Consider the following 26,054-nt stretch of genomic DNA (forward strand, 5'->3'; position numbering starts at 1 on the left):
GCCTGCCCCGGAACCGCTGACGAGGAGCGGTTCCGGGGCAGTCGGATTGTCCCTTCATTCGAGCATGATCTCTAGCGAAAACCGGACGTCACGTTTCGGGATCATGTTCTAGAACCTCCTGCGAGGCTCCATGCCGCATCTCGTGCTCGACAAGGTCTCGATCCACTATGACGGCCAAGCGGCGCCGGCCGTCGAGCGGGTGTCGATCGATGTCGCCAAGGGCGATTTCGTCGTGCTTGTCGGCCGTTCCGGCTGCGGCAAGACCTCGCTGCTCAATGTCGCCGCCGGCCTGGTCGCACCGGCGCGTGGCACCGCGACGATCGGTGGCAGGCCGATCACAGCGCCGGGGTCGGACCGGGCGGTGGTGTTCCAGAACGATGCCTTGTTCCCATGGCTGACGGCGCGCGAGAACGTTGCCTTCGCGCTGCGGCTGCGTGGTGTCAGGCCAGCCGAGCGGGCGCGCCGCGCCGATGACTTGCTTGGTCTGGTGAAGCTCGCGGATGCCGGCGACAAGCGCATCTGGGAGCTTTCCGGCGGCATGCGCCAGCGTGTCGGCCTGGCCCGCGCCCTGGCCGCCGAACCCGAATTCCTGCTGCTCGACGAGCCGCTCGGCGCGCTTGACGCGCTGACGCGCGAGCGCATGCAGACGACGCTGCTCGATTTGTGGTCGGCCAGCGATGTCGGCGTGCTGATGGTCACGCATGGCATCGAGGAGGCGCTAGTGCTCGCCACCCGCATCGTCGTGCTGGCTCCCGGACCTGGCCGTGTGGTGCAAACCTTCGAGCCCGGCTTCAGCCGTCGCTATGCCGCCGGCGAGGCCATTCGCACCATCAAGGCCGACCCGGCCTTCGCAGCGGCGCGCGGCGAACTGACCGACGCGATCTTCGAGGGAGAAGCGGCGTGACCATTTCCTCCTATACGGAACGGCCGAGCCGCCAGATCGACGAGGCCGACGGCCTGTCGGTGCCATGGTCGCGGCCCAGCCCGAAGCGCAAAGCCATTTCGGCGCGCATGATCAGCGCGGTCACCATTCTGGTGGTGCTGGCTGTGTGGGCGCTTTCGGCCCGCCTGCAGCTGGTGTCGCCGGTCTTCCTGCCATCGCCGATCGCCGTGTGGAACAAGTTCATCGTCGTCGCCAGCGACGGCTTCGTCGATGCGACGCTGCTGCAGCATGCCGTCGCCAGCCTGGCCAGAGTGTTCGCCGCGCTGATCGCCGCCATCCTCATTGGTGTGCCGGTCGGGCTGGCCATCGGCATCAGCACCATCGGGCGCGGCATTTTCGATCCGCTGCTGGAATTCCTGCGACCGATCCCGCCGCTCGCCTATCTGCCGCTGGTCATCATCTGGTTCGGTATCGGCGAACCGTCGAAGATCCTGGTGATCGCCATCGCCATGCTGGCGCCGGTGGCATTGTCGACCGCCTCGGGCGTTCGCGGCGTTTCGCAGGAGCGCATCAACGCGGCGCGCTCGCTTGGCGCGACGCGCGCGCAAGTGCTCCGCCACGTGATCCTGCCCAGCGCGCTGCCATCGATCCTGACCGGATTGCGCATCGCGCTCGGCGCCGGCTGGTCGACGCTGGTCGCCGCCGAACTGGTGGCGGCGACGCGCGGGCTTGGCTTCATGATCCAGTCGGCGGCCCAGTTCCTCGTCACCGACGTCGTCGTGATGGGCATACTGGTGATCGCGGCCATCGCCTTCGTGCTCGAATTCACCATCCGCAGGATCGAGCGCGTGCTCGTCCCGTGGGCGGGGCGCGAATGATCGGAAAAGGGAGAATGACGATGACGCATTCCACCACCGTGCTGTTCAGCCATTTCGGCGCCTGGCTGCTTAGCCTTTCCAGGGACAATCCGCCCAAGGACAGGCCGCAAGAGGACGGCCCGGCGTCGCCGATGCCAGTCCAGCCGCCGGCCAGGGCACAACCGCCTGCCGAGTTTTTACTGGGCCTGGCAATATTGGTCGCAGTGACGGGCGGTCAAGGCGGTGGTTCGAATGAACGCCGTGATCCTTGTCGCCCCCTCTGTCCCGCCAATCGCGGAAAATGATTCCTCTTTCTAGATTCAACTCGCAAAATCGTTTCTCTACTAAGTTTATAGACCTACCTAGCCTGATCCATCTTCCACCCGGCGAGGACATTTCCCGACGCCGATCCGCTTTGAAGGAGAGGGATCATGTTCAATCTGACAAGACGTGTTTTCGGCATCGGCCTGCTGGCGGCGGGCGTCGCCATGTCGTTTGGTGCCGCGGCACAGGAGCTCAAGCAGTTCAGCATCGGTTACCAGAAGACCGGCCTGCCGGTGATCGCCAGGCAGCAGCAGGTGATCGAAAAGGCGCTGAGCGACAAGGGCGTCACGGTCAAATGGGTCGAGTTTACCGCCGGGCCGCCGCTGGTGGAGGCGCTCAATGTCGGCGCCGTCGATGCCGGCTGGACCGGCGACGCCCCGCCGATCTTCGGCCAGTCGGCCGGCGCCAACATCGTCTATGCGGCCGCATTGCCTTCCAATGGCGACGGCGAGGCGATCTTCGTCAAGCCGGCGTCGCCGATCCAGTCGGTCGCCGACCTCAAAGGCAAGCGCGTCGGCGTCGGCAAGGGCACCAGTGCGCATAATCTGCTCGTTGCGGCCCTGGAAAAGGCTGGCGTCCCCTTCGACCAGATCACGCCGGTCTATCTCAGCCCGGCTGACGCGGCCGCCGCCTTCGCCAGCGACCAGATCGATGCCTGGACCGTCTGGGATCCGTTCTTTGCCATCGCCGAAACCCGCTACCAGCCGCGCGTGCTGGCCCGCGCCAGCGAGGTGCTCAAGGTCAACACCTATTTCCTCGCCAACAAGGATTTCGCCAAGGCGCATCCCGAGATCGTCACCACGACGATTGCAGCCCTTGGCGAGGCGGCGAAATGGGCGGACCAGAACCGCGACAAGGTGGCCGCGGCGCTGCACGAGGTGACCGGCGTGCCGCTCGACGCACAGACCATCGCCGCCAACCGCACCAAGTTCGGTATCTTTCCGATCACCGACGAGATCATCGCCGGCCAGCAGGCGACCGCCGACCGCTTCTACAAACTCGGGCTGATCCCGAACGCGGTGCGGATTTCCGACGCGGTTTGGACCGCACCAGGCAATTGATTTTGCCCAAGCGGCGCCGGGTGAGACCGCACGGCGCCGTTTCCCGTTTTCGCCTGCATCTTCGAGAGGCCGTCATGACCGCGTCAGCCAGCACCGCACCACTCGATTTCTTCTGGTTCATCCCGACGCATGGTGACGGCTCCTATCTCGGCTCCGAGCAACAGCAGCGGCCGCCGGAGTTCGGCTATTTCAAGGAGATCGCCCAGGCGGTCGACCGGCTCGGCTTTCCCGGCGTGCTGTTGCCGACCGGGCAGAACTGCGAGGATTCCTGGATCACTGCCACAGGCCTCGCCACGCTGACCGAAAAACTCAAATTCCTCGTTGCGCTCAGACCCGGCGTGACGCTGCCGACCTTCGCCGCGCGCCAGACGGCGGCGCTCGATCGGCTGAGCAATGGCCGCCTGCTGCTCAATGTCGTGGTCGGCGGCAACCCCACCGAACTCGCCGGCGACGGCGTCTTCCTGCCGCATGACGAGCGCTATGCCCAGGCGCATGAATTCCTGACCATCTGGCGCGGCCTGGTGTCGGGCGAACGCGTCAATTTCGACGGCAAATACTATCGCGTCGAGAATGGCCGCCTCGACCTTCTGCCGCTGCAGGAGCGGCCGCCGCTCTATTTCGGCGGATCGTCGGACGCCGGACAGGACCTCGCCGCCGATCTGGTCGATATGTACCTGACCTGGGGCGAGCCGCCGGCACAGGTGGCCGAGAAACTCGCTTCGGCACGCAAGAAGGCAGCGTTGCGCGGCCGCACGCTGCGCTTCGGCATCAGGCTGCATTTCATCGTTCGCGAGACCGAGGATGAAGCCTGGCGCGCCGCCGACCGGCTGATCAGCCACGTCACCGATGCCCAGATCGAAAATGCGCAGGCGCGCTTCCTCAACCAGATGGATTCGGTCGGCCAGCGCCGCATGGCCGAACTGCATGGCGGCCGCCGCGACCGGCTGGTCGTCTCGCCCAATCTGTGGGCCGGCGTCGGGCTGGTGCGCGGCGGCGCGGGCACGGCGCTGGTCGGCACGCCGGAGCAGATCACTGAGCGCATCCGCGAGTACCAGGCGATCGGTATCGATACCATCATCGGTTCGGGCTATCCGCATCTGGAGGAAGCCTATCGCGTCGCCGAGCTGTTGTTTCCGAAGCTCGGGCTCGGCAGCAGACGGCTGCGGGCGCGCGAAGACATCGCCAACGAATTTTCGGTCGGCTTCCATGGCGCGGCCCGCCTGCAGGCCGCGTCATGAGTTTTTCCACGCGCCTCCACAGGAACGGCATCGGCTGGCTGCTGCCGGTGCTGGTGATTGCAGGCTGGGAGATTGCCAGTCGCGCCGGCGTCATGCCGCCCAACGTGCTGCCGGCGCCAAGCGCCGTCGCCGAGGCCTTCTGGCGACTGACGTTGTCGGGCGAGCTGATCCACAACATCGGGGTCAGCACAGCACGCGCGCTTGCCGGCTTTGCCGTCGGCGGCTCGATCGGCTTTGCGCTTGGCCTTGCCAACGGGCTGTCGACGCTCAGCCGCGGCCTGACCGACACGACGCTGCAGATGATCCGCAACATCCCGCACCTGGCGCTAATCCCGCTGGTCATCCTGTGGTTCGGCATCGACGAGGAAGCAAAACTGTTCCTGGTGGCGCTCGGCGTGTTCTTTCCGATCTACGTCAACACGCTGCTCGGCATCCAGAGCGTCGACCCGCAGCTGGTCGAGATGGGCCGCGTCTACGGCATGGACCGCTCGACACTTTTCTTCCGCGTGATCCTGCCCGGCGCGCTGCCGGCAATCTTCGTCGGCCTGCGCTATGCGCTCGGCATCATGTGGCTGACGCTGATCGTCGCCGAAACCATCTCGGCGAGCTCCGGCCTCGGCTACATGGCGATGCAGGCGCGCGAGTTCCTGCTGATCGATGTCGTCGTGCTGTCGATCTTGATCTACGCGCTGCTCGGCAAGCTTGCCGACAGCCTCGCCCGCCTGCTCGAGCGGTTGTCGCTCGGCTGGCATCCGGCGTTCCAAAACGGATGAGACAGTGCCCATGACAGCCGCCAGCCTGACCGCAGCCCGCTCTTTCGTCGCCACTCCAGCGCGGCCCATCGGCTCCGTCGAAGGACGGCGAGCCTTCGCCTTCAGGAATGTCGGCAAGCGCTTCGGCGACAAGGCCGTGCTCGACGGCATAGATCTCGACGTGCCGGTCGGGCAGTTCGTCGCCGTCATCGGCAAGAGCGGCTGCGGCAAGAGCACGCTTTTGCGGCTGCTGGCCGGGCTCGACCGGCCGACGGCCGGGTCGCTGACGTTTGGATCAGAAGAGGAAGGTCACAGCCGCACGCGCTTCATGTTCCAGGAGCCGCGGCTGCTGCCCTGGGCCAGCGTGGTGAAAAACGTCGAGGTCGGGCTGACCGGCATCGCCTCAGGCGCGGACGCAAGGCAACGCGCGCTCGCCATTCTTGGCGAGGTCGGGCTCGCCGATCGCGCCGACGAATGGCCGTCGGTACTGTCCGGCGGTCAGAAGCAGCGCGTGGCGCTGGCCCGCGCGCTGGTCGGCCACCCGCAGATCCTGGCGCTCGACGAGCCGCTGGGGGCGCTCGACGCCTTGACCCGCATCGAGATGCAGCAGCTTCTTGAACGCATCTGGTTCGCGCAAAAGTTCACCGCCGTGCTGGTCACGCATGATGTCGCCGAAGCGGTAGCGCTCGCCGACCGGGTCGTGGTGATCAATGCCGGCAAGATCGCGCTTGACCTGGATGTGCCGGTGGAACGGCCACGGCGGCGCGGTTCGGTCGAACTTGCCCGCCTCGAAGGCAGGATTTTGGATCGGCTGTTCGGCTAGCTCCTTCGGGGCAGGAGCATTGTAGGCATTCGGGATTGGCCGAAGCCCTTCCCAACTTCGATGGGCGTTTTCGCCAATCGAAACCAGCTGTTCGAGGACAGACACCACCCTTTGCGATGCGATGCCCGCGCGAAGGATCGCCAGTGCCCGTTCACAACTCACACCCGCGAACGGTTGGCCCAGAACAGGCCCACCAGACCGACCAGCGCGGTGACGAGGCCGACATAGAGCCATTGCGACTGGCCGGTCATGAAGCTGCCGCCGACCACGCCGACGCCCTGCAGCGACCACAGCACGCCGATGGCAAGCACAATCAACGCCAGCAGATTTTTGGTCAGTCTCATTGACGGATCTCCCTTTCGAAGTCGATCGGTTGCGGCGTTATGGGCACGATGAAAGAACTGAAGGAAGTGACCAGACCGCCTTCACTTCTACTTGGATATCAACGCTCGATCTTGTCAAACAAGTCCCCGACTTCAGCACCAAGATCATCGAGAATTGATTACCGGCCTGGCGAAAATCCCTAACAGACTGTTACCCAGCGACTCCAAACGTGTGCCGCCGCCATGGAACCGCCAGATACTTGCCGCATTTGTCGCCTTATTCGACTCATAACGGCTGGGGTCTGTCAAAAACGGAGCAATCCCCCAAATATGAATACTACAAAACAGACCGCGCTTGTCGCGGTAACGATCGCTGCTGGCCTGATGGTCGGCGCTTCCGCCACTTCGGCAACCGCCGCCGGCCAGTGTGGCCGTGCCTCCTGGTACGCGCTGCATTCGAAGACCGCATCGGGCGAGCGCATGAATCCTTCGGCGATGACCGCCGCGCATCGCACCTTGCCTTTCGGCACCAAGCTCAGGGTGACCAACAAGAACAACGGCCGCAGCGTCATCGTGCGCATCAACGATCGTGGCCCGTTCATCAGGGGACGCGTGCTCGACCTGTCGAAGGGTGCCGCCGGCCAGCTCGGCTTCATCGGCTCCGGTCATACCTCCGTCTGCATGGCGCGCGTTTGACGCAGCTGTTGCCTGGACCATGATCTCTGGACAAAACGGTTTTCCGTTTGTCCGAGAAAACCGCAATCCACTTTTCGGGATCATGGTCGGAGTGTCCGGCCGGCCGGACACATTTCGTACACACTTCGCAACGCACAGTGAGCCGGCTGCGCCGTTCGGGCCGGATTTTCAAGGCTTTGGACGAAAGAAGCGTTGGTCACGCCAAGTGACGTATTGCATCGCAGCAATTAGTTGTTAACCTCCCCGCGAGATATCAAAGGCATGGCGCTGCTCGTCGTCCCTTCGGTCGCATGCAGCAGCGGGGTTCTCGATGTTCTACCAGCTCTATGAAATGAACCATGCCGCCGTGCAGCCCGCGCGCCTCTATGCCGACGCGGTGCGCCTGTTCTACACCAATCCGCTCAATCCGTTTTCCCATACGCCCTGGGGCCGTTCGATCGCGGCGACGGCCGAACTGTTCGAGCGCACCACGCGCCGCTACGGCAAGCCGACATTCGGCCTCACCAAGACGGTGATCGACTGGAAGAGCGTCGAAGTCGCCGAGAAGACGGTGTGGTCGCGGCCGTTCTGCAATCTCGTCCGCTTCGAACGCGCCGTGCCTGCCGGGCGCCGGCCGGATCCGAAGCTGTTGATCGTGGCGCCGATGTCGGGCCACTACGCGACGCTGCTGCGCGGCACCGTCGAAGCGATGCTGCCCTATGCCGACGTGCACATCACCGACTGGGTCGATGCCCGCATGGTGCCGCTCGCCGACGGCAGCTTCGATCTCGACGACTACATCGATTACATCATCGACATCCTGCACACGCTGGGCCCCGATACGCATGTGATGGCGGTGTGCCAGCCTTCGGTGCCGGTGCTGGCTGCCGTGGCGCTGATGGAAACGCGCGGCGACCCCTTCGTGCCCTCGACGATGACTTTGATGGGCGGACCGATCGACACCCGCCGCAACCCGACCGCGGTCAATCTGCTGGCCGAGGAAAAAGGCATCGACTGGTTCCGCGACAATGTCGTGATGCGGGCGCCCTGGCCGGTGCCGGGCTTCGGACGCGAGGTTTATCCCGGCTTCCTGCAGCTGTCCGGCTTCATGAGCATGAACCTCGACCGCCACATCATCGCCCACAAGGAATTCTTCATGCACCTGGTGAAGCATGATGGCGACAACGCCGAGAAGCACCGCGATTTCTACGACGAATATCTGGCGGTGATGGATCTGACGGCCGAATTCTACCTCCAGACCGTCGACACCGTCTTCGTGCGCCATGCCTTGCCCAAGGGCGAGATGACGCATCGCGGCACCAGGATCGATCCGTCTGACATCCGCAACGTCGCCCTGTTCACGGTCGAAGGCGAGAACGACGACATTTCCGGCCTTGGCCAAACCAAGGCGGCGCATGATCTGTGCCCCAACATCCCCGCCGACAGGCATGCCCACTACATGCAGCCGGCGGTCGGCCATTACGGCGTGTTCAACGGCTCGCGCTTCCGCTCCGAAATCGTGCCGCGCATCGTCGACTTCATCACCAGCTATGGCCGCCAGGACCGGGTGGCAGTGAGGCCGAAGCTGGTCCGCAGCGCCAAGCGATAGTGCATGTCGCCCAAAAGTGCGCAGCGGTTTTGGACAACGACATGCATAGGGACAAAAGCTAAAACCGTGCCAACGCGACCCAGCAGCGACAATCCGGGCCAATTGGCCGGCAAAATGTGGCCGACCGGCCGATTCTGTTGCACAAGTGCCGCTGTCCTACCCCTCGGGTAACCATGCTATCAATCCGACCGCCGTCGTAATTGACACGGACTGTAAATCCCCCTTAACCTTTCGTTAATAACAAAGGGCGAGCGGGGACAATGATTTCCTCACCAATGGCGCGAAGGCTGCGCGCGTATGTGGCGGCCGGGCTGACAGTAACGGGAGGCTGGGTGGCACCGGCTTTGGCGGCCGGAGCGATGGCGACCGGGGGCCTCACCTCACAGCCGATCGGCCACTATGATTTCTGCAAGCTCCATCCGGGCGAATGCTCGATCCGCCCCGCCAATCTCGCGCCGGCCGCGATGACCGACGGGCTGATGCGCAAGCTGATCAACGTCACCGCCAGGGTCAATGCCGCCGTCAAGCCGATGAGCGACATGGAAATCTACGGCAAGGACGAAGTCTGGGCCTATCCCGACAAGGGCGTCGGTGACTGCGAGGACTACGTGCTGGAGAAGCGGCGCCAGCTTTCGCGCATGGGCATATCGCTTGCCGACCTTCTGATAACGGTCGTGCGCAAGCCGGACGGCGAGGGCCATGCGGTGCTGACGGTGCGCACCGACGACGGCGACTATGTGCTCGACAATCTGAACGACAAGGTCAAGGCGTGGGACCAGACCGGCTACCGCTTCCTCAAGCGGCAGGCGATCGACAACACCGGCCGCTGGGTCTCGATCCGTGGTGGCCAGCAGGTCCTGGTCGGCTCGGTCCAGTAGCCCTAGGCAAACAGAGCGACTTCGGCGAAGGGTCGGCGATCCTTCGCGCTGTCCCGCCGGCGTCTTGCTACTGGCTCAGCGCCGAGCGCATCATGCCAACCTCCGACAAATCTCGCATTTCTCCGTGAACCATTTCCTCCCGGCCGACGACACATGGCCGTAGACGGAAACCAACCATGGAGACTTCATCAAATGACTGCACTTTTGCGTAATGCACTGCTTGCCGCCGTCGCGGTGTCTGGCATGGCCGGATCGGCCTTGGCCGATCAGACCATAAGCTGCGCCAAGACGTCGACCAACGATTTGTGGAGCGGGCGCTGTTGCAGTGCCGGCGACTCGAACTGCCTGGGCGGTGGAAACAACGGCAACGACCATGGCGACAAGGGCGGCCGTGGAAATAATGGCGCTGCCGGCAAAAAATGATCTCATCACTGCTGAACGCCGGCGGGCCCTTCAGGTGAAGCGAACGCCGGCGCGCGCGCGGGAAACTCGCGCCCCCTGGCGGACCCGCCAGGTTACGCCTGGCGACCCAGTGCCGCGCGGATCGACGCGGTGATGCGGCGCAGTTCCGCCTCGTCGAGTTTTTCGATGTTCTCGGCCAGCAGATTGGCGAGCTCGGTGGCGGCGGGACTGAGGCCCGACGTGTCGAGCTTCACGCGCGGGTGCGAAGCTTCGGCCAGCCGCGCCAGTTCCTCGGCGTCATCCCAGATGACGTTGAAATAACCGATGATCTTCTGGATCAGCGTCCAGGTCGGCGCGCCGCGCCTTCCATGCTCCAGCGCCGACAGATAGGCGGCGCTGACGCCGATCGCCGCCGCCATGTCCTTCTGGCTGACGCCGCGCTCGCTTCGCAGCGTCCGCAGCTTCTCGCCGAACGGGGTCATGCGCCCATCCTCATGCGCGCAGCCTGCGCAGCCGGATATAGAGCGCGCCCGAACCGCCATGGTTGCGGGCGGCATGGTCGTGGCTGGAGACCAGCGGCCGAAAGGCAGGCGTCGACAGCCAGGCGGGCACGGCCCGCCGCAGCACCCCGTCGCCGCCCGAGGACGAGCCCTTGCCGGTGATGACCAGCACATAGCGGATGCCGCCGGCATGCGCCCGGTGCAGGAACGAGAACAGCAGCGAATAGGCCTCGTCCTGGGTCAGGCCGTGCAGATCGACGCGGCCCTCGATCGGCAGCCGGCCCTTCGACAGTTTGTCCAGCGTTGGTTCGTCGAGCGCATGGGCGACATGCTGCGCCTTCGGCTTTGCCGCGCCTGGCTGATTGGCCACGGGCTGGGCCGGCTGCGACGGCGTTGGCCTGGCCTCGGCAGGAATGTCGGGAATATCGACGGCGATCCTGCCCTTGAGCGGCTTGGCGGTGCGCGCCACCAGGTTCCACAGCACCCGGTCGTCTTCGCTAAGCTTATCCGGGCGCCGGGTCATCGATTCGCATCCGGAACGAGCGCGCGCGGGATCAACGCATAAAAATCCGCCGCATGACGCACCACGCCGGCGATCTCGCCGGCCGCATCGCCCGAGCCGGCGAAGAGATCGCCGCGCGCCGGTCCGGTGATGGCCGAGCCGGTGTCCTGCGCGATCATCAGGCGGCGGAACGGTTTTGCGTCGAAAGCCGTCAAGGATGGCGCATCGATATGGAACGGCGTACCGAATGTGTGCAGCAGGCGGTCGACGGCGATGGAGCGGCCCGGTGTCAGCGGCACCTTGGCGGCGGCGATCGGGCCAAGGGCCGCGTCCTCGACATCAGCCTCGCGGAAGAAGATGTAGGAGCGGTTCTGCCAAAGGATCTCGTCGATACGATCAGGGTGCGCCTTGAACCAGGCGCGGATCGACTGCATCGTCACCTTTTCCAGCGGAATTTCGCCAATCTCGCTGAGAATCTTGCCAGGCCCGGTAAAGCGCTGGCCGGATTTGGCGGCATAGGTGACGCGGCGAAGCCGGCCATCGGTCATGGCGAGCCGTGCCGCACCCTGCACGTGAATGAAGAAGGCATCGACCTTCTCGGCCAGCCAGGCGATTTCCAGGCCCTTGCCGTCAAGCGCGCCGCGCTCGATCTCGCCCCGGTCGGGATATTCGACCGGTCCATCCGGCGTCTGGCGGGCAAAGGCGAGGTAGGGATCCATGCCGCGCGGCCGGTTGGCGTCATCGATATCGACGAGATCGACCGGGCGCGACAGCAGTGGCACCGAAAAGCGGTCCGTTCGTATCGGTGATGCCTCGACCTCGGGCTCATAGAAGCCGGTGACGAGGCCGGCGCCGCCATGCTCGGCGCGGATGTGCACGGGCGTGAAATGGCGCTCGAAGAAGGCGCGGGCCTGCGACCGATTCGCCGGCGAAACAAAGCGCGCCTCGGCATAGGCCTCGGCAAAAGCGTCGAAGTCGACGCCGAGCGAACCGCTGCGATAGGGCTTGGTCAGGACATGAAAGGCGGAACGGCGAAAGGCCGCGAAGGCCGCCAGATGCTCATCGTCGCCCCAGCCGGGGAGATCGGCAAAAGACCTGGCGACAAAGAGAGGCGATAGCGACACCGGAGCCTCGCGGCTTGTGCCGGGTTCAGTCTTCTTCCTCGGTGGCGACGAGCTTCCAGTTCGGATCGCGCGAGCGTGTGTCGCGGGCGAAGGTCCAGACATCCTTGACCTCGGCCACGGTTTCGGGGTCGCCGTCGATGACGGCGCCGGCCTTGTCGCGGGTCGCCGAAATCAACTCGCTGATGATGCGCAGCGTGACATGCGCCTCGCCGCCCTTCATCTCGGCCGAGACGATGTCGGCCGTGTCGATGCCGACGAAAGAGGACTGGATCTTTTCCGCCTTGGCCTCGCGTTCGCCGATCGCGGCGACAAAGCCGTCAAAGACTTCGCGTGACAACAGGTTCTTCAGCGTTTTGCGATCGCCGTCGGCATAGGCCATGACGATCATCTCATAAGCCATCTTGGCGCCGTCGACGAAGCCCTTCGGCTCGAAGGACGGATCATTGTCCTTGATCGTGCGTAGACCCTTGTTGAGGTCGGTGTCGGGCTTGGCGAAGGCGTCGATCGCCGCATAGGTGTCGGCCGCCGGCTCGCCCGGCAACCGCTTGCGCGGCAGCGACACGACATTCTCGGATTTCTGGGCGGCATCCTTGTCGCCGCTGCGGGCCGCCGTATAGGGGTCGAAGGGCGGCCGTTCGCTGCCGGTGCGACGGCCCAGTACATTACGCAGCTGGAAAAAGATGACCACCGCCGCAATCAGGAAGAAAATCGTGCCGAAGTCGAAGAATCCCATATCTTCCGCCAATCAATCCCTGCCCCGTGGCCAGACCGCCGGCCCCAAAGGCCACGGTCGCATAGCGTTCAACATTCAAAGCATATAGAACGCAAGGCGCAATCATTCAAATCAAAGGCAGGCATACCTATCTAACAGCCTCAGTGCCAGCGGCGATTGCTCGCCGGCGGCCAAAACATCGAAACGGCCAAACGATCGAGAGGGTTGGCAAGACTTGCGCATTTCGTTCCTTCCGCTTTTTGTCCTCGCGCTTCCGCTGCTGGAAATCGCCGGCTTCGTGGTTGTCGGGCGCCAGGTCGGCGCGCTGGCGACTGTCGGCCTGGTGCTGGCGTCGAGCATCGCCGGCGCGCTGCTGCTCCGACACCAGGGGTTCAGCGTCATGACGCGGATCCGGGCCGAGATGGACGCCGGCCGCGATCCGAGCCGCCAGCTCGCGCATGGCGCGATGATCGTGCTGGCGGCGATCCTTTTGATCATCCCCGGCTTCATCACCGACATTATCGGCCTGCTGCTGCTCCTGCCGCCGATCCGGGATCTCGCCTGGCGGGCCTTGAAGGGCCGCGTCGTGCTGGCCACCAATTTCAGCACCGGCGGCTTCCGCGGCCGGCAGCGCGACAAGACCATCGACCTCGACGATGGCGACTATTCGCGCAGCGACGACTATGCGCGCGGCCCGGACCACAACTCTCCCTGGCGACGCCTCAAGGACGAGTAGGCAGCGTCTGGCCTGCTTCGCCCGAAGCAAGGCGGCAAACCTTGTCTTGTCATGCCGACCATGGTAGCGAACGCCCGATTTCAATTCGGTCAGCGATGCTGCCCAGGCAAGAGGACGAAGGCTTATGGCCAGCAAAGATGACGCGCCGGTCGGCGCGGCCAACGGAAACGGCAACACCGCGGCGCAGCCGTCGCTCAACGTGCTGGCCCAGTATGTGAAGGACCTGTCCTTCGAAAGCCCCGGCGCGCCGAATTCGCTGCGCGGCCGCGACAAGGCCCCCGGCATCGCCATCAACGTCAATGTCAACGCCAACCCGCTCTCCGACAAGCAGTTCGACGTCAACCTGACGCTGAACGCCAAGGCCTCCTTCGACCAGGAAGTGCTGTTCAATGTCGAGCTGGTCTATGGCGGCGTGTTCGCGATCGCCGGCTTCCCGCAGGAACACATGCTGCCGATCCTGTTCATCGAATGCCCGCGCCTGCTGTTCCCCTTCGCCAGGCAGATCATCGCCGAGGCGACGCGCAATGGCGGCTTCCCGCCGCTGATGCTCGACCCGATCGATTTCGCGCAAATGTTCCAGCAGAAGCTGGCCGAAGACCAGGCCGCGTCCAATGTCAAGGTGAGCTGAGGCCTGCTGTCTCGGTAGCGTTTGAAAAGCCCGGCCTCGCGCCGGGTTTTTTGTCTTGAGAAGAGTGTGGCAAATTTCTGAACGCAGGCCTGTCACCGGTTCCCAAATTTCGTCATTTGCGATTGGCAGCAGACCCCCAACGCCTTCGTCATCCTCCATCGATCTCGGCCGCCGTAGCCGAAGCAATTATCGAACTCCTCCGACGCCGGGATCGTCGATGGACCTACCCGTGAGGAAGAAAAGTGGCATTTGGCCCTTACCCTTCACGTTGACCGTTCCACGCTCCTCGAACGTGTAGCTTGCTCCTAAGACGCGCTTCACTTCTGGGGTAATTTGAATACGCCCGGGCACACCGGAGGATTCCATCCGAGCCGCTACATTTATCGTGTCACCCCAAACATCGTAGAAAGGCTTGCGACGGCCTATGACACCTGCGACAGCAGGCCCGGAGTGGAATCCGATGCGAACTGCGACTTCCTCACCGAATTCGACGGTCAGGCGCCCTGCCACATTGATCATGTCCAGAGCCATGTTCGCGACCGAGTTTGTGTGCCCCTCAGCAGGAATCGGCATTCCTCCGGCCACCATGTAAGCGTCGCCAATCGTTTTGATTTTTTCCAGGCCGTGCTTTTCTGCCAACAGGTCGAATTCCCCAAAAATGCGCTCAAGGAATGCCACAAGTTCCTCTGGTCGCTTGCGCGCTGCGCTTGAAGTGAAACCGACAACATCTGCGAAAAGAACGGTCACCGAATCGAACTTGTCCGCAATGACGCTGTCAGGACGCTCCTTGAGGCGCGTTGCTATGGGATTTGGCAGGAGGTTCTGCAGGAGAAGCTCAGACCGAGCGTATTCTCGCTGCAGGGACGCTTCGGCCGACTCCGCCAGGCGGAAGGCAACGAACGTTGTGCAGGCCAAAACTGCCTCAAGGGCGAACATCGACAAGATGAACACGCTATCGTCAAATCCAATATCTAGCGACTCGGAAAACGGATTGCGTATTTGCGGAAGCCAAGGGCGCCCGGTGAACACCAGCGTCGGTAGTGTGAATTCAAGCACCAAGAACGTCGAAATAGCAATAAATGTAAACGCTGCAACAAGTATCGGCCGCCGGGTACCCAGTAGCAGCGGTAGAATCGGTCCGGCGGAAATTAGAAAGAAATGTGCTCCGGAATCCCTCCCAGACAGCAGCGCCAACAGCACCACAATCACGAACATGAAAGCCAGCAGAAGGTAAGCTGCAACGGCGTTTGAGAAGCCGTTTGTGAGTGGCACCGACAGAAATAACAAACTGGCGACAAGATTTATCGCTAGGAACCTGTCGTGATGAACGGCTCCTGCAACCATATTGAAGCCGCAGAAAAACAGACAGATGGAAGCCGCTCCCAACGCAACCACGTTTACCACATAAACGCGCCGGCCCGATGCCACCCCATCATGCGGAATCCCTCGGCGTAGCACCGCTTGGAGGACCACATTTAACCGCATGCCCAATCGACGGATGTGAGTTTTCATCGGCCGCCCAATCCGCACAAGCGCTCAGAGTGGCACCCTAACGGAAATTTCGCCTCCTATTCCATTGCTTTGCCTCCGAGGGATCGACGGGAGCGGCTCTGCCCGACCGATACATGTACTCCACGTTCCAGCCCGCGGATGTGTTGCCATTCTTTGCCGCTTGTCGGTACCAGGCAATCGCCTGATCATCGTTTGGCGAAGTACCAAGCCCGGTTTCGTACATCCAACCCAGTTCATTCTGGGCAAATGGCAGACCCTGATCGGCAGCCAATTGCATCAGACGAAATGCCTCGTCTGCGTTTTGTCGGACGCCGCGGCCGTCAAGGTGAGCGAAACTTAGTTCAACCAGCGCCCAGGGAAGACGCTGGTCTGCCGCAGCGCGAAGCCAAGTTGTCGCTTTGGCTTCATCAGCGCTAACGCCGCGGCCATTCAGATACGCATCCCAAAGGTTCAACTGCGCAGCCGGCTGGCCTTGGGTTGCGGCCTTGAGGAACCAATTCACCGCACGGGCTTCATCGCGAGCGACGCCTAAACCTTCATAGTAGAGCCATCCAATATCATTCTCAGCCACTGCGTTCCCAGCGTCTGCAAGCGGCTCCAGCATTCTCATTGCCGCTGCATAATCTGCGCGCGCGATTGCGTCTTCAGCGTCATCTATGATGGAAGCGTGCGCGAACGACGAAACGCCGATCAATACAGCCGCAATGATTTCTCGCCGCCAGCTCATGAATGGTAGTCCTTTGACGCGGGACAACCTGGGCGCAAACTTATGGCATAGCTAATACAAGTTCGATCATGATCTCGCTCTAGGTGGTCGGTCAAGGCGCAAATGCGACTCAAGGCTTGGTCGAGGCGACGGCCGGTCCGAAGCGCAGTGTCAGCGGCGCGCGGGGTGTCCGCGCGAGTTCAGGGACGCGCTCATGACTGCGAGCCAGAAGAAGGCGGCATCATCTATATCGGTGTCACCAACGATCTCGGCTGCCGCATGCCAGAACACAAATCCGGTAAGGATTCGGGTTCTACCCGTCGCTATGGCGTCCAGGAGGCAACCTTCAGCCACAGCGCCTTTTCGCCGAGCGTGGCGACCATCCCGGCATGCGCGTCGCGCTCGGCGGCGGTCAGGCGCGGCGGCAAGGGCGCCGGGCGCTGGCTGATGGTGATTTCGATCTGGCGGACATTCTCATTGCCCTGGGCCGGCGCTGTCGCGCTGTCGAGGATGAGAGCTGCCTGCTTGCCGCCGATCAGCTCGATATAGACCTCGGCCAGCAATTCGGAATCGAGCAAGGCGCCGTGCTTGGTGCGCCTTGTGTTGTCGATGCCGTAGCGCCGGCAAAGCGCGTCGAGCGAATTGGGGCCCATTGGATGCTTGCGGCGCGCCAGCGCCAGCGTGTCGACAACACGGCCATTGTCGATGACCGGGTGACCCAGCCGGCCGAATTCGACATTGAGGAAGCCGACGTCGAACGTCGCGTTGTGGGCGACCAGCTTGGCGCCGTCGATGAAGGTCAGCCACTCCTCGGCAATCTCGGCGAAGGTCGGCTTGCCCGCGAGGTCCGCCATGCTGATGCCGTGAACGGCCTGCGCTTCGGCGTGGATCGCCCGCCCTTGAGGGTTGATATAGTGGTGGAAGGTCTTGCCGGTCGGGAAACGGTTGACCAGTTCGATGCCGCCAAGCTCGATGACGCGGTCGTCGCGCGAATCGAGGCCGGTGGTTTCCGTATCGAAGATGATCTCGCGCATCGAATCAGTCCGCTCCAAGCGAGCAGAATCATGAGACTGGAACAAAATGGCAATGGGCAATGCTGACGGCCTGCCGTCAGGAGCCGGCCCTGCCCGACTTATCCCCGGAGAGTTCGGCAATGATCGCCGCGACGGCGGCGCGGGCGGCATCCATCCCCTGGCCGGTGTCGACGATGAAATCGGCCTGACGGCGCTTTTCCGCATCCGGCACCTGCTTGTCCAGGATCGACGCCAGCTTTTCTTGCGTCATGCCCGGCCGCGCCAGCACGCGCTGGCGCTGCACTTCGGCCGGCGCGGTGACGACGACGACCTTGTCGACGCGGTTGCGGCCGCCGGTCTCAAACAGAAGCGGGATATCGAGCACGGCAAGCGGCGCGCCGGCGGCCCGATTGCGCGCGAGGAAGGCATCGGCATCGGCACGCACCAGCGGGTGGATGATGGCCTCGAGCCGCTTCAGCGCGGCGGCGTCGGCGAGCACACGCTCGCCAAGCTTTGCGCGATCGACCACGCCGGAAACGGTCGTGCCGGGAAAGGCGGCCTCGACCAGGGGTGCGGCCTTGCCAGCATAGAGGCGATGCACCGCCTCGTCGGAATCATGAACCGGCACGCCGGCCTCGGCAAACATCTTTGCCGTGGTCGACTTGCCCATGCCGATCGAGCCGGTGAGGCCAAGCACGATCATGGTTTCGGCACCAGGTCGGCCACGATGAGCGCGCGCAGTTCGGTTGTTACCTGCGGCTTGACGCCGAACCAGCTCTCGAAGCCCGGCACGGCCTGGTTGAGCAGCATGCCAAGCCCATCGACGGTTTTCAGCTTCCTTGCGCGGGCAGTGGCAAGCAGCGGCGTCTCCAGCGGCACATAGACGATGTCGGTGACGATGGCGTGGTCCGGCAGCAGCGCCGGATCGGCTGACAGGCCTTCATTGCCATGCATGCCGAGCGCCGTGGTGTTGACCAGCAGGCCGGCGTCGGCAAGCAATTCGCCGGTCTGCGCCATGCCATGTGCCGAAACGCCGGCGCCGAAACGGTCGCGCAATTCCTGCGCCCGGGCCAGCGTCCGGTTGACGATGCGGATGTCGGCGACACCACGTTGCTTCAGCGCATGGATAACGGCGCGAGACGCGCCGCCGGCGCCAAGCACCACCGCAGGGCCGTTGCTTGCCCAGTCCGGCGCATGGTCATCGAGGTTGGCGGCAAAGCCGTAGCCGTCGGTGTTGCCGCCCCACAGGGCGCCATCCTCGAACCACAACGTGTTGACGGCGCCGATCTCGTCGGCCGCCTGATCGCGGCGGTCGACCAGCACGAAGGCGGCTTCCTTGTGCGGGATGGTGACATTGCCACCCTGATAGCCGTTCGCCTGCAACGTCGCCAGGAACTCGGCAAAGTCTTGCGGTTCGATGTCGATGGCCTGGTAGCTGCCATCGATGCCATGCTTGGCCAGCCAGTGGCCATGGATCTTCGGCGAGCGCGAATGCTTGATCGGATGGCCGGTGACGAAGGCCTTCTTTGTCGCGTCAGCCATCGATCGCTCCGAGATCACGAAGTTCGGCCAAAAGCGGCAGGAGCGGCAGGCCGACGATGGTGAAATGGTCGCCCTCGACCTTCTCGAACAGCTGGATGCCTTCGCCCTCGATCTGGTAGGCGCCGACGCTGGCCAGCGCCCTGGCGCCGACACGGGCGAGATGGCGGCCGATGAAGGCTGGATCGAGCTTGCGCATGGTCATGCTGGCGATGCCGACATGCCGCCACAGCACCGCGCCATCGCGAACCAGCACGGCGGCGCTGTTGAGCTGATGGGTCTTGCCTGACAGCGCCAGCAGATGACGGCGCGCGCCTTCCATGTCTTCCGGTTTGTGGAACACCTCGTCGCCGAGCGACAGCGTCTGGTCGCAGCCAAGCACCAGGGCACCGGGCCGGCGCTCGCTCACCTCGGTGGCCTTGGCTTCGGCCAGCACAAGCGCGACGTCCTCCGGTGAAACACCGCTGTCCTGCAAAGGTGCCTCGAGCGCACGCTCGTCGACATCGGCCGCAACCGCCTCGACGTCGACACCGGCATTGACGAGCATCGCTTTGCGGAACGGACTGCCCGAAGCGAGGATGATTGTCTCGGTCATGATTTTTTCGCGCCTGACTTCCGGCACCGCCCAGGTCTGTTGAGATTCAGGTCAGGCCGGCATCGCCTGAATATCGCCACGCCTAGCGCGTCTTGCCACGCAGGGCAACGATCGCTGCCGCCGTTTCCTCGATCGAGCGGCGGCTGACATCGATCATCGGCCAGCCATGGCGCGTGCAGATCTGGCGGGCGTAGGCAAGCTCCTCGGTAATCGCGGCACGGTCGACATAGTCGCTCGCCTCGTAGGTGCTGCTGTTGCCGAGAATGCGGTTTTGCCGGACATGCGAGATGCGCTCGGCGGTCGCGATCAATCCGACGATCAGCGGCGTCTTGGCGTTGACCAGGCTTTCCGGCACCGGCACGCCGAGGACGATGGGAATGTTGGCGGTCTTGATGCCGCGATTGGCGAGATAGATGCTGGTCGGCGTCTTCGACGTGCGCGAGATGCCGATCAGCACGATATCGGCATCGTCCATGTTGGCCGGCAGCTGGCCGTCATCATGTTCCATGGTGAAGTTCAGCGCATCGATGCGGCGGAAATATTCGGCATCGAGGACATGCTGGGCGCCGACCCGGCGGCCGGCCGGCGTGCCGAGATAAGACTGGAACACGGTCAGCACCGGCTCGAGCACCGACACACAGGGCAGGCCCATGGTCGCGCAGCGCTCGTCGATGCCGCGCGCAAGCTTCTGGTCGACGACCGTATAGAGGATAATGCCGGGCTCCTCCTCGATGTCCTCGAACACCTTGGCCACCTGCTTTTCCGTGCGGATGAGCGGGTAGATGTGCTCGATGGCGCGCGCATCCTTGTATTGCGCGGAAGCCGCCCGGCCGGCGGCGAGCAGCGTTTCGCCGGTGGCGTCGGAAATCAGGTGCAGATGGAAGAAGCTCTGGGGTTTGTTCACAGGGGGTCACTCCAGGCTGTGGGCGGCTGTGGATAAAGCGGGATGGAAAAACGCGCCGGTCACAGGCGACTGTATCAGATGGCAGTTTGTCCACAATTCGTTGTGCTGTCAGCTTCGTCGGGCGGTTGGGGACAAGTCTGGGGATGGCTTCCTTTGACTATCATCTGTCCACAGGACGAGCTTTTTCCGGCATTTCCTAACGCCTTGACTCCAGTGACGGATTCCTGGCTTTCCCCAGAACCCTACAGTTTGGAAAGCGAAGCGCGCGACAATATGCTGGCTGGTGTTTTGCGGGGCAAAGCGGGACAGGTGACAACCACCACAACCAACAGACTCTTAGAATCAGAAGAATCTTAGATATAAGAATATTTGATTATAGAGAGGCTTGGAGAAGCGAGCGCTCGATGCCCCAGAACCGGATCATGCTGGACGTCCTGAAGGGCAAGGCGGTGTTCCCTCCTCCGCTCTGGATGATGCGTCAGGCCGGGCGCTACCTGCCGGAATATCGTGAGACACGCAGGCGCGCCGGTTCGTTCCTCGAGCTTTGCTACGATCCGGACCTTGCCGTCGAAGTGACGCTGCAGCCGATCGAGCGCTTCGGCTTCGATGCCTCGATCCTGTTTTCGGACATCCTCGTCGTTCCGCATGCGCTTGGCCGCGACGTACGCTTCGAAGAGGGCCGAGGACCTCTGCTGACGCCGATCACCGTGGCCGAGATTGCGGCTCTGGAAAGCAAAACGTTTCACGTGAATCTCGAACCGGTCTACGAAACGGTTCGGCGATTGCGAGCCAAACTGCCGGACGAGACGACGCTGATCGGCTTCTGCGGCGCGCCGTGGACGGTGGCGACCTATATGATCGCCGGCCACGGCACGCCCGACCAGGCGCCGGCGCGGCTGTTCGCCTATCGTGAACCAGCGGCCTTTCAACACTTGCTGAAAGTGCTTGCCGATCATTCGGCCGCCTATCTCATTCGCCAGATCGAGGCGGGGGCGGATGTGGTGCAGATATTCGATTCCTGGTCCGGCGTGCTCGATGATGCATCGTTCGATCTGTTCTGCGTTCAGCCGGTGGCCGAGATCGTTGGCCGGGTTCGGGCGGTTTATCCCGATGTTCCGATCATCGGTTTTCCGAAGGGGGCCGGTGCGCGCTACCGAACTTATCGCCAGAAGACCGGCGTAACGGCCCTGGGGATCGACTGGACGGTGCCCCTGATAGCGGCGAAGGATTTGCAGCGCTTGGGTGCGGTCCAGGGCAACCTCGATCCCTTGCGGCTCGTGGCTGGCGGCAAAGCGCTGTCCGATGGTGTCGAGGCGATCCTCGGGGCGCTCGGAGACGGGCCGCTGATCTTCAATCTCGGTCACGGCATCACGCCGGAGACGCCGATAGCCCATGTCGAGGCGATGGTGAAACTGGTGAGGAGCGCGACACGCTGATGGCTCAATCGAACAACACTGGCAACACGAACAGCACCGGCCAGGCGATGATGCGCATGACCATAGGCATAGGTGTCTTGATTGTGCTGACGGCGCTTTTGTATTTCGCCGCGCCCGACGGCTTTTATCCATGGGCGAAAGCGATCCACATCCTTGCCGTCATCTCGTGGATGGCCGGCATGCTCTATCTGCCGCGGTTGCTCGTCTATCACGCCGATGCCGAGAAGGGTTCGGTACAGTCCGAGACCTTCAAGGTGATGGAGCGGCGTCTGCTGCGTGGCATCATCAATCCGGCGATGATCGTGACCTGGGTTTTTGGTCTGTGGCTGGCCTGGAAAGGCTTTGGTTTCCAGGGCGGCTGGCTGCATGCCAAGATCGGGGCGGTGCTTTTACTGTCCGCCGTTCATGGCTATCTCGCCGGCGCGGTGCGCAAATTTGCCGAGGACCGCAACGAAAAACCGGCGAGGCACTGGCGGATCGTCAACGAGATCCCCACATTGCTGATGATCGCAATCGTGATCCTGGTTGTCGTCAAGCCGTTCTAGGTCTTTTGGGCCTTGTAAAACGCAGCTTGCTCTTTCATCCGACCGACGATAAAAGACGGGTCTTCCTTCCCGTCATGCGCCGCCCTTCGTTGCTTTCGGCCGCGCCCGGCATTTGTCGCATCCCGCCGATATTTTCCCAAAGCTTACCCAGACTCCATCTATTCAAGGTCCGTCTATGCAAGAAATGAAACTCGCCGAGTTCAAGAACAAAAAACCGCCAGAGCTGATCGCTTATGCCGAATCGCTCGAGGTCGAAAACGCCAGCGTCATGCGCAAGCAGGAGCTGATGTTCGCGATCCTGAAGAAGCTGGCCGCCCAGGACGTCGAGATCATCGGCGACGGTGTGGTCGAGGTGCTGCAGGACGGTTTTGGCTTCCTGCGTTCGGCCAACGCCAATTATCTGCCAGGTCCCGACGACATCTATATTTCGCCGTCGCAGATCAGGCGCTTTTCGCTGAAGACCGGGGATACGGTCGAAGGGCCGATCCGCAGCCCGAAAGAGGGCGAGCGCTATTTCGCGCTGCTCAAGGTCAACACGATCAATTTCGACGATCCCGAAAAGATCCGTCACAAGATCCACTTCGACAATCTGACACCGCTCTACCCGACCTCGCGGCTGAAGATGGAAATGGAGGTTCCGACCTCCAAGGACATCTCGGCCCGCGTCATCGACCTGGTGGCCCCCCTCGGCAAGGGCCAGCGCGCCTTGATCGTGGCGCAGCCGCGCACCGGCAAGACGGTGCTCTTGCAGAACATCGCCCATTCGATCACCACCAATCATCCCGAATGCTACCTGATCGTACTTCTGATCGACGAGCGGCCGGAAGAAGTCACCGACATGCAGCGCTCGGTGAAGGGCGAGGTCGTTTCCTCGACCTTCGACGAACCGGCGGTGCGCCACGTCCAGGTCGCCGAAATGGTCATCGAGAAGGCCAAGCGGCTGGTCGAACATGGCCGCGACGTCGTTATCCTGCTCGATTCGATCACCCGCCTCGGCCGTGCCTACAACACCGTGGTGCCGTCATCTGGCAAGGTGCTGACCGGCGGTGTCGACGCCAACGCCTTGCAGCGGCCGAAGCGCTTCTTCGGCGCCGCCCGCAACATTGAGGAAGGCGGGTCGCTGACCATCATCGCCACCGCGCTGATCGATACCGGAAGCCGCATGGACGAAGTCATCTTCGAAGAGTTCAAGGGCACCGGCAATTCGGAAATCGTGCTCGACCGCAAGGTTGCCGACAAGCGCATCTATCCGGCCATGGACATCCTGAAGTCCGGCACCCGCAAGGAAGACCTGCTGGTCGCCCGCCAGGACCTGCAGAAGATCTTCGTGCTGCGCCGCATCCTGGCGCCGATGGGAACCACCGACGCGATCGAGTTCCTGATCGACAAGCTCAAGCAGACCAAGACCAATGCCGACTTCTTCGATTCAATGAATACGTAAGGGTTGGCGGCGACCTCGCGAAAGCCGGCGCCGCCGCTCATTGCCCTGCCTGGCGTTCGTCGTTTGAAAAAGCCAAGCAGTTGGCTTTTCGTCCGCGACGCGGACCACTTCTCAACTCCCCGTATAGGGACGGGGAGAAAGAGGCTGGCCGCAACGCCGGCACCTTTCGTGCGAATATTGATGACAGCGTCCCTCGCCCCGTTTGCGGGGACAGGATGCCGGCAGGCAGGTGAGTGCAGCGCCAGCGCTTTGAAGCAAAGCGAAGCGGCCAGAGGCAGCCTGACTACCGCCGACGCAACAGACGCTCGAGTTCGTCAGGACCCATTACCACCGGCAAACACACCTGCCCCGTGCACAACCATGCACCCGGCCTGTCGGTTGGTGGCAAGATACCGCCGGGCAGCACGGGTCGATTCGCTTCCGAACCGACCGAAACGACGATATCGACCCGACGAGGGTCGGGGTTTCGATTCGCAACCGGAACAAGTCCGGGATTGGTGAGATCGTCTATCAGCACCAGCTTAAACGGCTCGATTGCCAGCGCGCAGGCGTTGACGATGCCAGCTTGGCCATAGGACTGCTGTGCGGCCCGGCCTGCAGCATGCTCGGCAACCTTCCAGGCTCTCTCCTGCAGATCGAGATCGCCAGTGATGGAAGCGAGCCGAACCAGCGCTTCGATGATCTGGCCGGTGGCGGAAGGAATGGCCTCGTCAACATCGCCCCGAATGCGGATCGGCACGTCGGTGCTGTCCGAAGCGGTCAGATAGTAGCCGGTCTTATCGGCGCCCGCGTGCCAATGGTCGAGTTGCTCGATGAACTGGCTGGCCTGTTCTACGTAGCTCCAATCACCCGTGGCCTCGAACAGCGAGATCGCCGCGTTGGTCATGGCGGCGTAGTCGCTGGACAGCGCGGGGAACAATTTCCTGGCGCCGAGCATCGAATGCGGCAAACGGTTGTCGCGGCTGGCGGCGCTGATATGGCCGAAGGCCTTTGCCGCGGCGTCGACCCAGTCCCGCCGCGCCAGCGACCGGCCAGCCTCGGCCAGGGCTGCAATCATCAGGCCGTTCCAGTCGGTGAGGGTCTTTGCGTCGAGGCCGGGCCTGACCCGCTTTTCCCGGACGGCGAGGAGTTTGGCCTTGAGCGGAACGAGTTGGTCGCGATTGACCACACCCTGTGCTTGCTGGAAACGGGTTTGATGGACGACCGGCTTGCCCTCCCAGCCGTGCGGGCTGGATAGCGTGAAGTGTTTGAAAAACAAGGTGGAATCGTCGCCGAGCGCGGCTTCGATCTCTTCCCTGCTCCAGGTGTAGAACAGCCCCTCCTCGCCATCGCTGTCGGCGTCGAGGCTGGCGGCAAAGCCGCCGCCGTCAACACGCATTTCGCGTAGCAGCCAGTCGACCGTCTCTTCGATTCGTACCCGGAACAACTCATCGCCGCTGGCGACATAGGCCCAGTTGCAGAAGCGGACGAGCTGGGCGTTGTCGTAGAGCATCTTCTCGAAATGCGGCACCAGCCATTCGGCATCGGTCGAGTAGCGGCTGAGCCCACCGCCAATATGATCGTAGATGCCGCCGCTCAACATCCGGTCGAGGCTGAGCAGGACATCGTCGCGATGCGTCGCGTTGCCGTCGCGCAGCCAGGACAGCCAAAGCGTCAGCATGAACGGCGCATTGGGGAATTTCGGCGCCCCGCGCAGGCCGCCGAGATCGCGATCGATCATGCCGTCGATGCCCCTGGCGAGGTTTTCCAGCGTGTCGCGGTCAAGCACTGTTGCCGGATGCGCACCGGCGAGCCGGGCCTCGACATGCGTGGTCAGGCCGTCGGCGCTCTGGTTCAGGCTCGCCCGCTTCTCCTGCCAGGCCTTGTCGATCGCCTGCATCACCTGGATGAAACCCGGGCGGCCATAGCGAGGCTCGCGTGGGAAGTAGGTGCCACCCCAGAACGGCTTGCCGTCCGGCGTCAGGAACATGGTCAGCGGCCAGCCGCCTTGCTCGCCCATCGACGACAAAGCCGCCATGTAGATCTGGTCGATGTCGGGCCGCTCCTCGCGGTCGACCTTGATATTGACGAACAGACGGTTCATGACGGCGGCGACGTCGTCGTTCTCGAAGCTTTCGTGCGCCATGACATGGCACCAGTGGCAGGCGGCATAGCCGACCGAGAGCAGGATCGGTCGGTCCAGAGCCTTCGCCTCTTCAAGCGAAGCCGGCGACCATGCCCGCCAATGGACGGGATTGCCGCTGTGCTGCCGCAGATAGGGGCTGGCTTCTTCAGCAAGCAGGTTTTGTGGAGGCAATGTCACGATCAGGCTACCCGGCAATCATTGAACGGGAAGC

Annotated in this window: 30 protein-coding genes; 17 read left to right on the top strand and 13 right to left on the bottom strand. The window is 63.1% G+C overall.

What is annotated here, in order from left to right:
- The first annotated feature begins 130 nt into the window (after positions 1 to 130).
- From AC1RZR_RS05460 to AC1RZR_RS05490, 7 genes are all read left to right on the top strand, one after another.
- Entirely contained in the window at positions 131 to 904 is a 774-nt protein-coding gene (locus AC1RZR_RS05460) for a taurine ABC transporter ATP-binding protein (RefSeq protein WP_481827888.1), read from the top strand.
- Complete coding sequence (gene tauC, locus AC1RZR_RS05465; protein WP_481827889.1) at positions 901 to 1,761, top strand: taurine ABC transporter permease TauC; 861 nt, start codon at positions 901 to 903, stop codon at positions 1,759 to 1,761. Before AC1RZR_RS05460 ends, tauC begins: the two co-directional genes overlap by 4 nt.
- Positions 1,762 to 1,781: 20 nt before the next feature.
- On the top strand, positions 1,782 to 2,045 hold the full coding sequence (locus tag AC1RZR_RS05470; protein ID WP_481827890.1) for a hypothetical protein: 264 nt from the start codon (positions 1,782 to 1,784) through the stop codon (positions 2,043 to 2,045).
- Between the two features lie 183 nt (positions 2,046 to 2,228).
- The gene (locus tag AC1RZR_RS05475; protein WP_481829023.1) at positions 2,229 to 3,125 is read left to right on the top strand and encodes a sulfonate ABC transporter substrate-binding protein; all 897 of its coding nucleotides are present in this window, start codon (positions 2,229 to 2,231) and stop codon (positions 3,123 to 3,125) included.
- Between the two features lie 74 nt (positions 3,126 to 3,199).
- On the top strand, positions 3,200 to 4,363 hold the full coding sequence (gene ssuD, locus AC1RZR_RS05480; protein WP_481827891.1) for an FMNH2-dependent alkanesulfonate monooxygenase: 1,164 nt from the start codon (positions 3,200 to 3,202) through the stop codon (positions 4,361 to 4,363).
- A complete protein-coding gene (locus tag AC1RZR_RS05485; RefSeq protein WP_477268750.1) occupies positions 4,360 to 5,136 on the top strand; it encodes an ABC transporter permease subunit in 777 nt (258 codons plus the stop codon). The genes ssuD and AC1RZR_RS05485 overlap by 4 nt, the downstream gene beginning before the upstream one ends.
- 10 nt (positions 5,137 to 5,146) lie before the next feature.
- On the top strand, positions 5,147 to 5,938 hold the full coding sequence (locus AC1RZR_RS05490; protein ID WP_481827892.1) for an ATP-binding cassette domain-containing protein: 792 nt from the start codon (positions 5,147 to 5,149) through the stop codon (positions 5,936 to 5,938).
- 158 nt (positions 5,939 to 6,096) lie between these two features.
- On the opposite strand, the gene AC1RZR_RS05495 is transcribed toward AC1RZR_RS05490, so the two are convergent.
- Positions 6,097 to 6,282 carry a hypothetical protein gene (locus AC1RZR_RS05495; protein ID WP_477268752.1) on the bottom strand — a complete coding sequence of 62 codons (186 nt, stop codon included), beginning with the start codon at positions 6,280 to 6,282 and terminating at the stop codon, positions 6,097 to 6,099.
- 309 nt (positions 6,283 to 6,591) lie between these two features.
- Between AC1RZR_RS05495 and AC1RZR_RS05500 the strand changes: the two genes are divergently transcribed.
- The 4 genes from AC1RZR_RS05500 (at position 6,592) to AC1RZR_RS05515 (ending at position 9,846) form a co-directional block, all read left to right on the top strand.
- Positions 6,592 to 6,957 (top strand): septal ring lytic transglycosylase RlpA family protein, encoded by a 366-nt coding sequence (locus tag AC1RZR_RS05500; protein ID WP_477268753.1) that lies wholly within the window; start codon positions 6,592 to 6,594, stop codon positions 6,955 to 6,957.
- Positions 6,958 to 7,267: 310 nt separating this feature from the next.
- Positions 7,268 to 8,545, top strand: a complete 1,278-nt coding sequence (locus tag AC1RZR_RS05505) for a polyhydroxyalkanoate depolymerase (RefSeq protein ID WP_481827893.1) — start codon at positions 7,268 to 7,270, stop codon at positions 8,543 to 8,545.
- A gap of 260 nt (positions 8,546 to 8,805) precedes the next feature.
- The gene (locus tag AC1RZR_RS05510; protein ID WP_477268755.1) at positions 8,806 to 9,423 is read left to right on the top strand and encodes a transglutaminase-like cysteine peptidase; all 618 of its coding nucleotides are present in this window, start codon (positions 8,806 to 8,808) and stop codon (positions 9,421 to 9,423) included.
- A 192-nt stretch (positions 9,424 to 9,615) separates the two neighbouring features.
- A complete protein-coding gene (locus AC1RZR_RS05515) occupies positions 9,616 to 9,846 on the top strand; it encodes a hypothetical protein (RefSeq protein WP_481827894.1) in 231 nt (76 codons plus the stop codon).
- 92 nt (positions 9,847 to 9,938) lie between these two features.
- Here AC1RZR_RS05515 and AC1RZR_RS05520 read toward each other — a convergent pair whose 3' ends face one another.
- From AC1RZR_RS05520 to AC1RZR_RS05535, 4 genes are read right to left on the bottom strand one after another with little or no spacing between them, the layout of a single operon-like run.
- Complete coding sequence (locus tag AC1RZR_RS05520) at positions 9,939 to 10,307, bottom strand: helix-turn-helix domain-containing protein (RefSeq protein WP_379094280.1); 369 nt, start codon at positions 10,305 to 10,307, stop codon at positions 9,939 to 9,941.
- Positions 10,308 to 10,317: 10 nt separating this feature from the next.
- The gene (locus AC1RZR_RS05525) at positions 10,318 to 10,848 is read right to left on the bottom strand and encodes a Smr/MutS family protein (protein ID WP_477268757.1); all 531 of its coding nucleotides are present in this window, start codon (positions 10,846 to 10,848) and stop codon (positions 10,318 to 10,320) included.
- Positions 10,845 to 11,951: a murein transglycosylase A gene (gene mltA, locus AC1RZR_RS05530; RefSeq protein WP_481827895.1), complete on the bottom strand. Its 1,107-nt coding sequence runs from the start codon at positions 11,949 to 11,951 to the stop codon at positions 10,845 to 10,847. The genes AC1RZR_RS05525 and mltA overlap by 4 nt, the downstream gene beginning before the upstream one ends.
- A 25-nt stretch (positions 11,952 to 11,976) precedes the next feature.
- Entirely contained in the window at positions 11,977 to 12,684 is a 708-nt protein-coding gene (locus tag AC1RZR_RS05535) for a Tim44/TimA family putative adaptor protein (RefSeq protein ID WP_481827896.1), read from the bottom strand.
- A gap of 214 nt (positions 12,685 to 12,898) precedes the next feature.
- Here AC1RZR_RS05535 and AC1RZR_RS05540 point away from each other — a divergent pair, with 214 nt between their 5' ends.
- Together AC1RZR_RS05540 and secB are read left to right on the top strand one after the other, a co-directional pair.
- Complete coding sequence (locus tag AC1RZR_RS05540) at positions 12,899 to 13,399, top strand: FxsA family protein (protein ID WP_477268759.1); 501 nt, start codon at positions 12,899 to 12,901, stop codon at positions 13,397 to 13,399.
- Positions 13,400 to 13,523: 124 nt separating this feature from the next.
- Positions 13,524 to 14,027 carry a protein-export chaperone SecB gene (gene secB, locus AC1RZR_RS05545; protein ID WP_379094290.1) on the top strand — a complete coding sequence of 168 codons (504 nt, stop codon included), beginning with the start codon at positions 13,524 to 13,526 and terminating at the stop codon, positions 14,025 to 14,027.
- Positions 14,028 to 14,213: 186 nt separating this feature from the next.
- On the opposite strand, the gene AC1RZR_RS05550 is transcribed toward secB, so the two are convergent.
- The 7 genes from AC1RZR_RS05550 to AC1RZR_RS05580 all read right to left on the bottom strand — a co-directional run bounded on the left by AC1RZR_RS05550 (position 14,214) and on the right by AC1RZR_RS05580 (position 20,296).
- A complete protein-coding gene (locus AC1RZR_RS05550; RefSeq protein WP_477268760.1) occupies positions 14,214 to 15,539 on the bottom strand; it encodes an adenylate/guanylate cyclase domain-containing protein in 1,326 nt (441 codons plus the stop codon).
- Positions 15,540 to 15,576: 37 nt separating this feature from the next.
- On the bottom strand, positions 15,577 to 16,266 hold the full coding sequence (locus tag AC1RZR_RS05555; protein WP_481827897.1) for a tetratricopeptide repeat protein: 690 nt from the start codon (positions 16,264 to 16,266) through the stop codon (positions 15,577 to 15,579).
- Between the two features lie 302 nt (positions 16,267 to 16,568).
- Positions 16,569 to 17,279 (bottom strand): DNA polymerase III subunit epsilon, encoded by a 711-nt coding sequence (gene dnaQ / locus AC1RZR_RS05560; protein ID WP_477268762.1) that lies wholly within the window; start codon positions 17,277 to 17,279, stop codon positions 16,569 to 16,571.
- 76 nt (positions 17,280 to 17,355) lie between these two features.
- Complete coding sequence (coaE, locus tag AC1RZR_RS05565) at positions 17,356 to 17,961, bottom strand: dephospho-CoA kinase (protein WP_481827898.1); 606 nt, start codon at positions 17,959 to 17,961, stop codon at positions 17,356 to 17,358.
- On the bottom strand, positions 17,958 to 18,800 hold the full coding sequence (locus AC1RZR_RS05570) for a shikimate dehydrogenase (protein ID WP_481827899.1): 843 nt from the start codon (positions 18,798 to 18,800) through the stop codon (positions 17,958 to 17,960). The genes coaE and AC1RZR_RS05570 overlap by 4 nt, the downstream gene beginning before the upstream one ends.
- Positions 18,793 to 19,392: a Maf-like protein gene (locus AC1RZR_RS05575; RefSeq protein ID WP_477268765.1), complete on the bottom strand. Its 600-nt coding sequence runs from the start codon at positions 19,390 to 19,392 to the stop codon at positions 18,793 to 18,795. Before AC1RZR_RS05575 ends, AC1RZR_RS05570 begins: the two co-directional genes overlap by 8 nt.
- 82 nt (positions 19,393 to 19,474) lie before the next feature.
- Positions 19,475 to 20,296, bottom strand: coding sequence for a pyruvate, water dikinase regulatory protein (locus tag AC1RZR_RS05580; protein ID WP_477268766.1), 822 nt, complete (start codon positions 20,294 to 20,296; stop codon positions 19,475 to 19,477).
- Between the two features lie 42 nt (positions 20,297 to 20,338).
- On the opposite strand from AC1RZR_RS05580, the gene AC1RZR_RS05585 reads away from it, so the two are divergent.
- From AC1RZR_RS05585 to rho, 4 genes are all read left to right on the top strand, one after another.
- Positions 20,339 to 20,653, top strand: a complete 315-nt coding sequence (locus tag AC1RZR_RS05585) for a hypothetical protein (protein WP_477268767.1) — start codon at positions 20,339 to 20,341, stop codon at positions 20,651 to 20,653.
- A gap of 47 nt (positions 20,654 to 20,700) precedes the next feature.
- Positions 20,701 to 21,732, top strand: coding sequence for a uroporphyrinogen decarboxylase (gene hemE, locus AC1RZR_RS05590; RefSeq protein WP_477268768.1), 1,032 nt, complete (start codon positions 20,701 to 20,703; stop codon positions 21,730 to 21,732).
- Positions 21,732 to 22,277, top strand: a complete 546-nt coding sequence (gene hemJ, locus AC1RZR_RS05595) for a protoporphyrinogen oxidase HemJ (RefSeq protein ID WP_477268769.1) — start codon at positions 21,732 to 21,734, stop codon at positions 22,275 to 22,277. Before hemE ends, hemJ begins: the two co-directional genes overlap by 1 nt.
- 175 nt (positions 22,278 to 22,452) lie before the next feature.
- On the top strand, positions 22,453 to 23,718 hold the full coding sequence (rho, locus tag AC1RZR_RS05600) for a transcription termination factor Rho (protein ID WP_109663581.1): 1,266 nt from the start codon (positions 22,453 to 22,455) through the stop codon (positions 23,716 to 23,718).
- A gap of 283 nt (positions 23,719 to 24,001) precedes the next feature.
- On the opposite strand, the gene AC1RZR_RS05605 is transcribed toward rho, so the two are convergent.
- Positions 24,002 to 26,020, bottom strand: a complete 2,019-nt coding sequence (locus AC1RZR_RS05605; RefSeq protein ID WP_481827900.1) for a thioredoxin domain-containing protein — start codon at positions 26,018 to 26,020, stop codon at positions 24,002 to 24,004.
- Between the last annotated feature and the right edge of the window lie 34 nt (positions 26,021 to 26,054).

The organism is Mesorhizobium bavaricum (assembly GCF_056781655.1).

Excerpts from the sequence above, each read along its gene's own strand:
- AC1RZR_RS05510 (WP_477268755.1), top strand. The coding sequence starts at position 8,806 with ATGATTTCCTCACCAATGGCGCGAAGGCTGCGCGCGTATGTGGCGGCC.
- AC1RZR_RS05495 (WP_477268752.1), bottom strand. The coding sequence starts at position 6,282 with ATGAGACTGACCAAAAATCTGCTGGCGTTGATTGTGCTTGCCATCGGC.
- dnaQ (WP_477268762.1), bottom strand. The coding sequence starts at position 17,279 with ATGCGCGAGATCATCTTCGATACGGAAACCACCGGCCTCGATTCGCGC.
- AC1RZR_RS05500 (WP_477268753.1), top strand. The coding sequence starts at position 6,592 with ATGAATACTACAAAACAGACCGCGCTTGTCGCGGTAACGATCGCTGCT.
- AC1RZR_RS05475 (WP_481829023.1), top strand. The coding sequence starts at position 2,229 with ATGTCGTTTGGTGCCGCGGCACAGGAGCTCAAGCAGTTCAGCATCGGT.
- AC1RZR_RS05535 (WP_481827896.1), bottom strand. The coding sequence starts at position 12,684 with ATGGGATTCTTCGACTTCGGCACGATTTTCTTCCTGATTGCGGCGGTG.
- AC1RZR_RS05520 (WP_379094280.1), bottom strand. The coding sequence starts at position 10,307 with ATGACCCCGTTCGGCGAGAAGCTGCGGACGCTGCGAAGCGAGCGCGGC.
- AC1RZR_RS05570 (WP_481827899.1), bottom strand. The coding sequence starts at position 18,800 with ATGGCTGACGCGACAAAGAAGGCCTTCGTCACCGGCCATCCGATCAAG.
- AC1RZR_RS05490 (WP_481827892.1), top strand. The coding sequence starts at position 5,147 with ATGACAGCCGCCAGCCTGACCGCAGCCCGCTCTTTCGTCGCCACTCCA.
- AC1RZR_RS05575 (WP_477268765.1), bottom strand. The coding sequence starts at position 19,392 with ATGACCGAGACAATCATCCTCGCTTCGGGCAGTCCGTTCCGCAAAGCG.
- hemE (WP_477268768.1), top strand. The coding sequence starts at position 20,701 with ATGCCCCAGAACCGGATCATGCTGGACGTCCTGAAGGGCAAGGCGGTG.
- AC1RZR_RS05555 (WP_481827897.1), bottom strand. The coding sequence starts at position 16,266 with ATGAGCTGGCGGCGAGAAATCATTGCGGCTGTATTGATCGGCGTTTCG.
- AC1RZR_RS05515 (WP_481827894.1), top strand. The coding sequence starts at position 9,616 with ATGACTGCACTTTTGCGTAATGCACTGCTTGCCGCCGTCGCGGTGTCT.
- rho (WP_109663581.1), top strand. The coding sequence starts at position 22,453 with ATGCAAGAAATGAAACTCGCCGAGTTCAAGAACAAAAAACCGCCAGAG.
- secB (WP_379094290.1), top strand. The coding sequence starts at position 13,524 with ATGGCCAGCAAAGATGACGCGCCGGTCGGCGCGGCCAACGGAAACGGC.
- AC1RZR_RS05505 (WP_481827893.1), top strand. The coding sequence starts at position 7,268 with ATGTTCTACCAGCTCTATGAAATGAACCATGCCGCCGTGCAGCCCGCG.
- coaE (WP_481827898.1), bottom strand. The coding sequence starts at position 17,961 with ATGATCGTGCTTGGCCTCACCGGCTCGATCGGCATGGGCAAGTCGACC.
- AC1RZR_RS05525 (WP_477268757.1), bottom strand. The coding sequence starts at position 10,848 with ATGACCCGGCGCCCGGATAAGCTTAGCGAAGACGACCGGGTGCTGTGG.
- AC1RZR_RS05460 (WP_481827888.1), top strand. The coding sequence starts at position 131 with ATGCCGCATCTCGTGCTCGACAAGGTCTCGATCCACTATGACGGCCAA.
- AC1RZR_RS05550 (WP_477268760.1), bottom strand. The coding sequence starts at position 15,539 with ATGAAAACTCACATCCGTCGATTGGGCATGCGGTTAAATGTGGTCCTC.
- AC1RZR_RS05485 (WP_477268750.1), top strand. The coding sequence starts at position 4,360 with ATGAGTTTTTCCACGCGCCTCCACAGGAACGGCATCGGCTGGCTGCTG.
- AC1RZR_RS05585 (WP_477268767.1), top strand. The coding sequence starts at position 20,339 with ATGGAAAAACGCGCCGGTCACAGGCGACTGTATCAGATGGCAGTTTGT.
- AC1RZR_RS05470 (WP_481827890.1), top strand. The coding sequence starts at position 1,782 with ATGACGCATTCCACCACCGTGCTGTTCAGCCATTTCGGCGCCTGGCTG.
- ssuD (WP_481827891.1), top strand. The coding sequence starts at position 3,200 with ATGACCGCGTCAGCCAGCACCGCACCACTCGATTTCTTCTGGTTCATC.
- hemJ (WP_477268769.1), top strand. The coding sequence starts at position 21,732 with ATGGCTCAATCGAACAACACTGGCAACACGAACAGCACCGGCCAGGCG.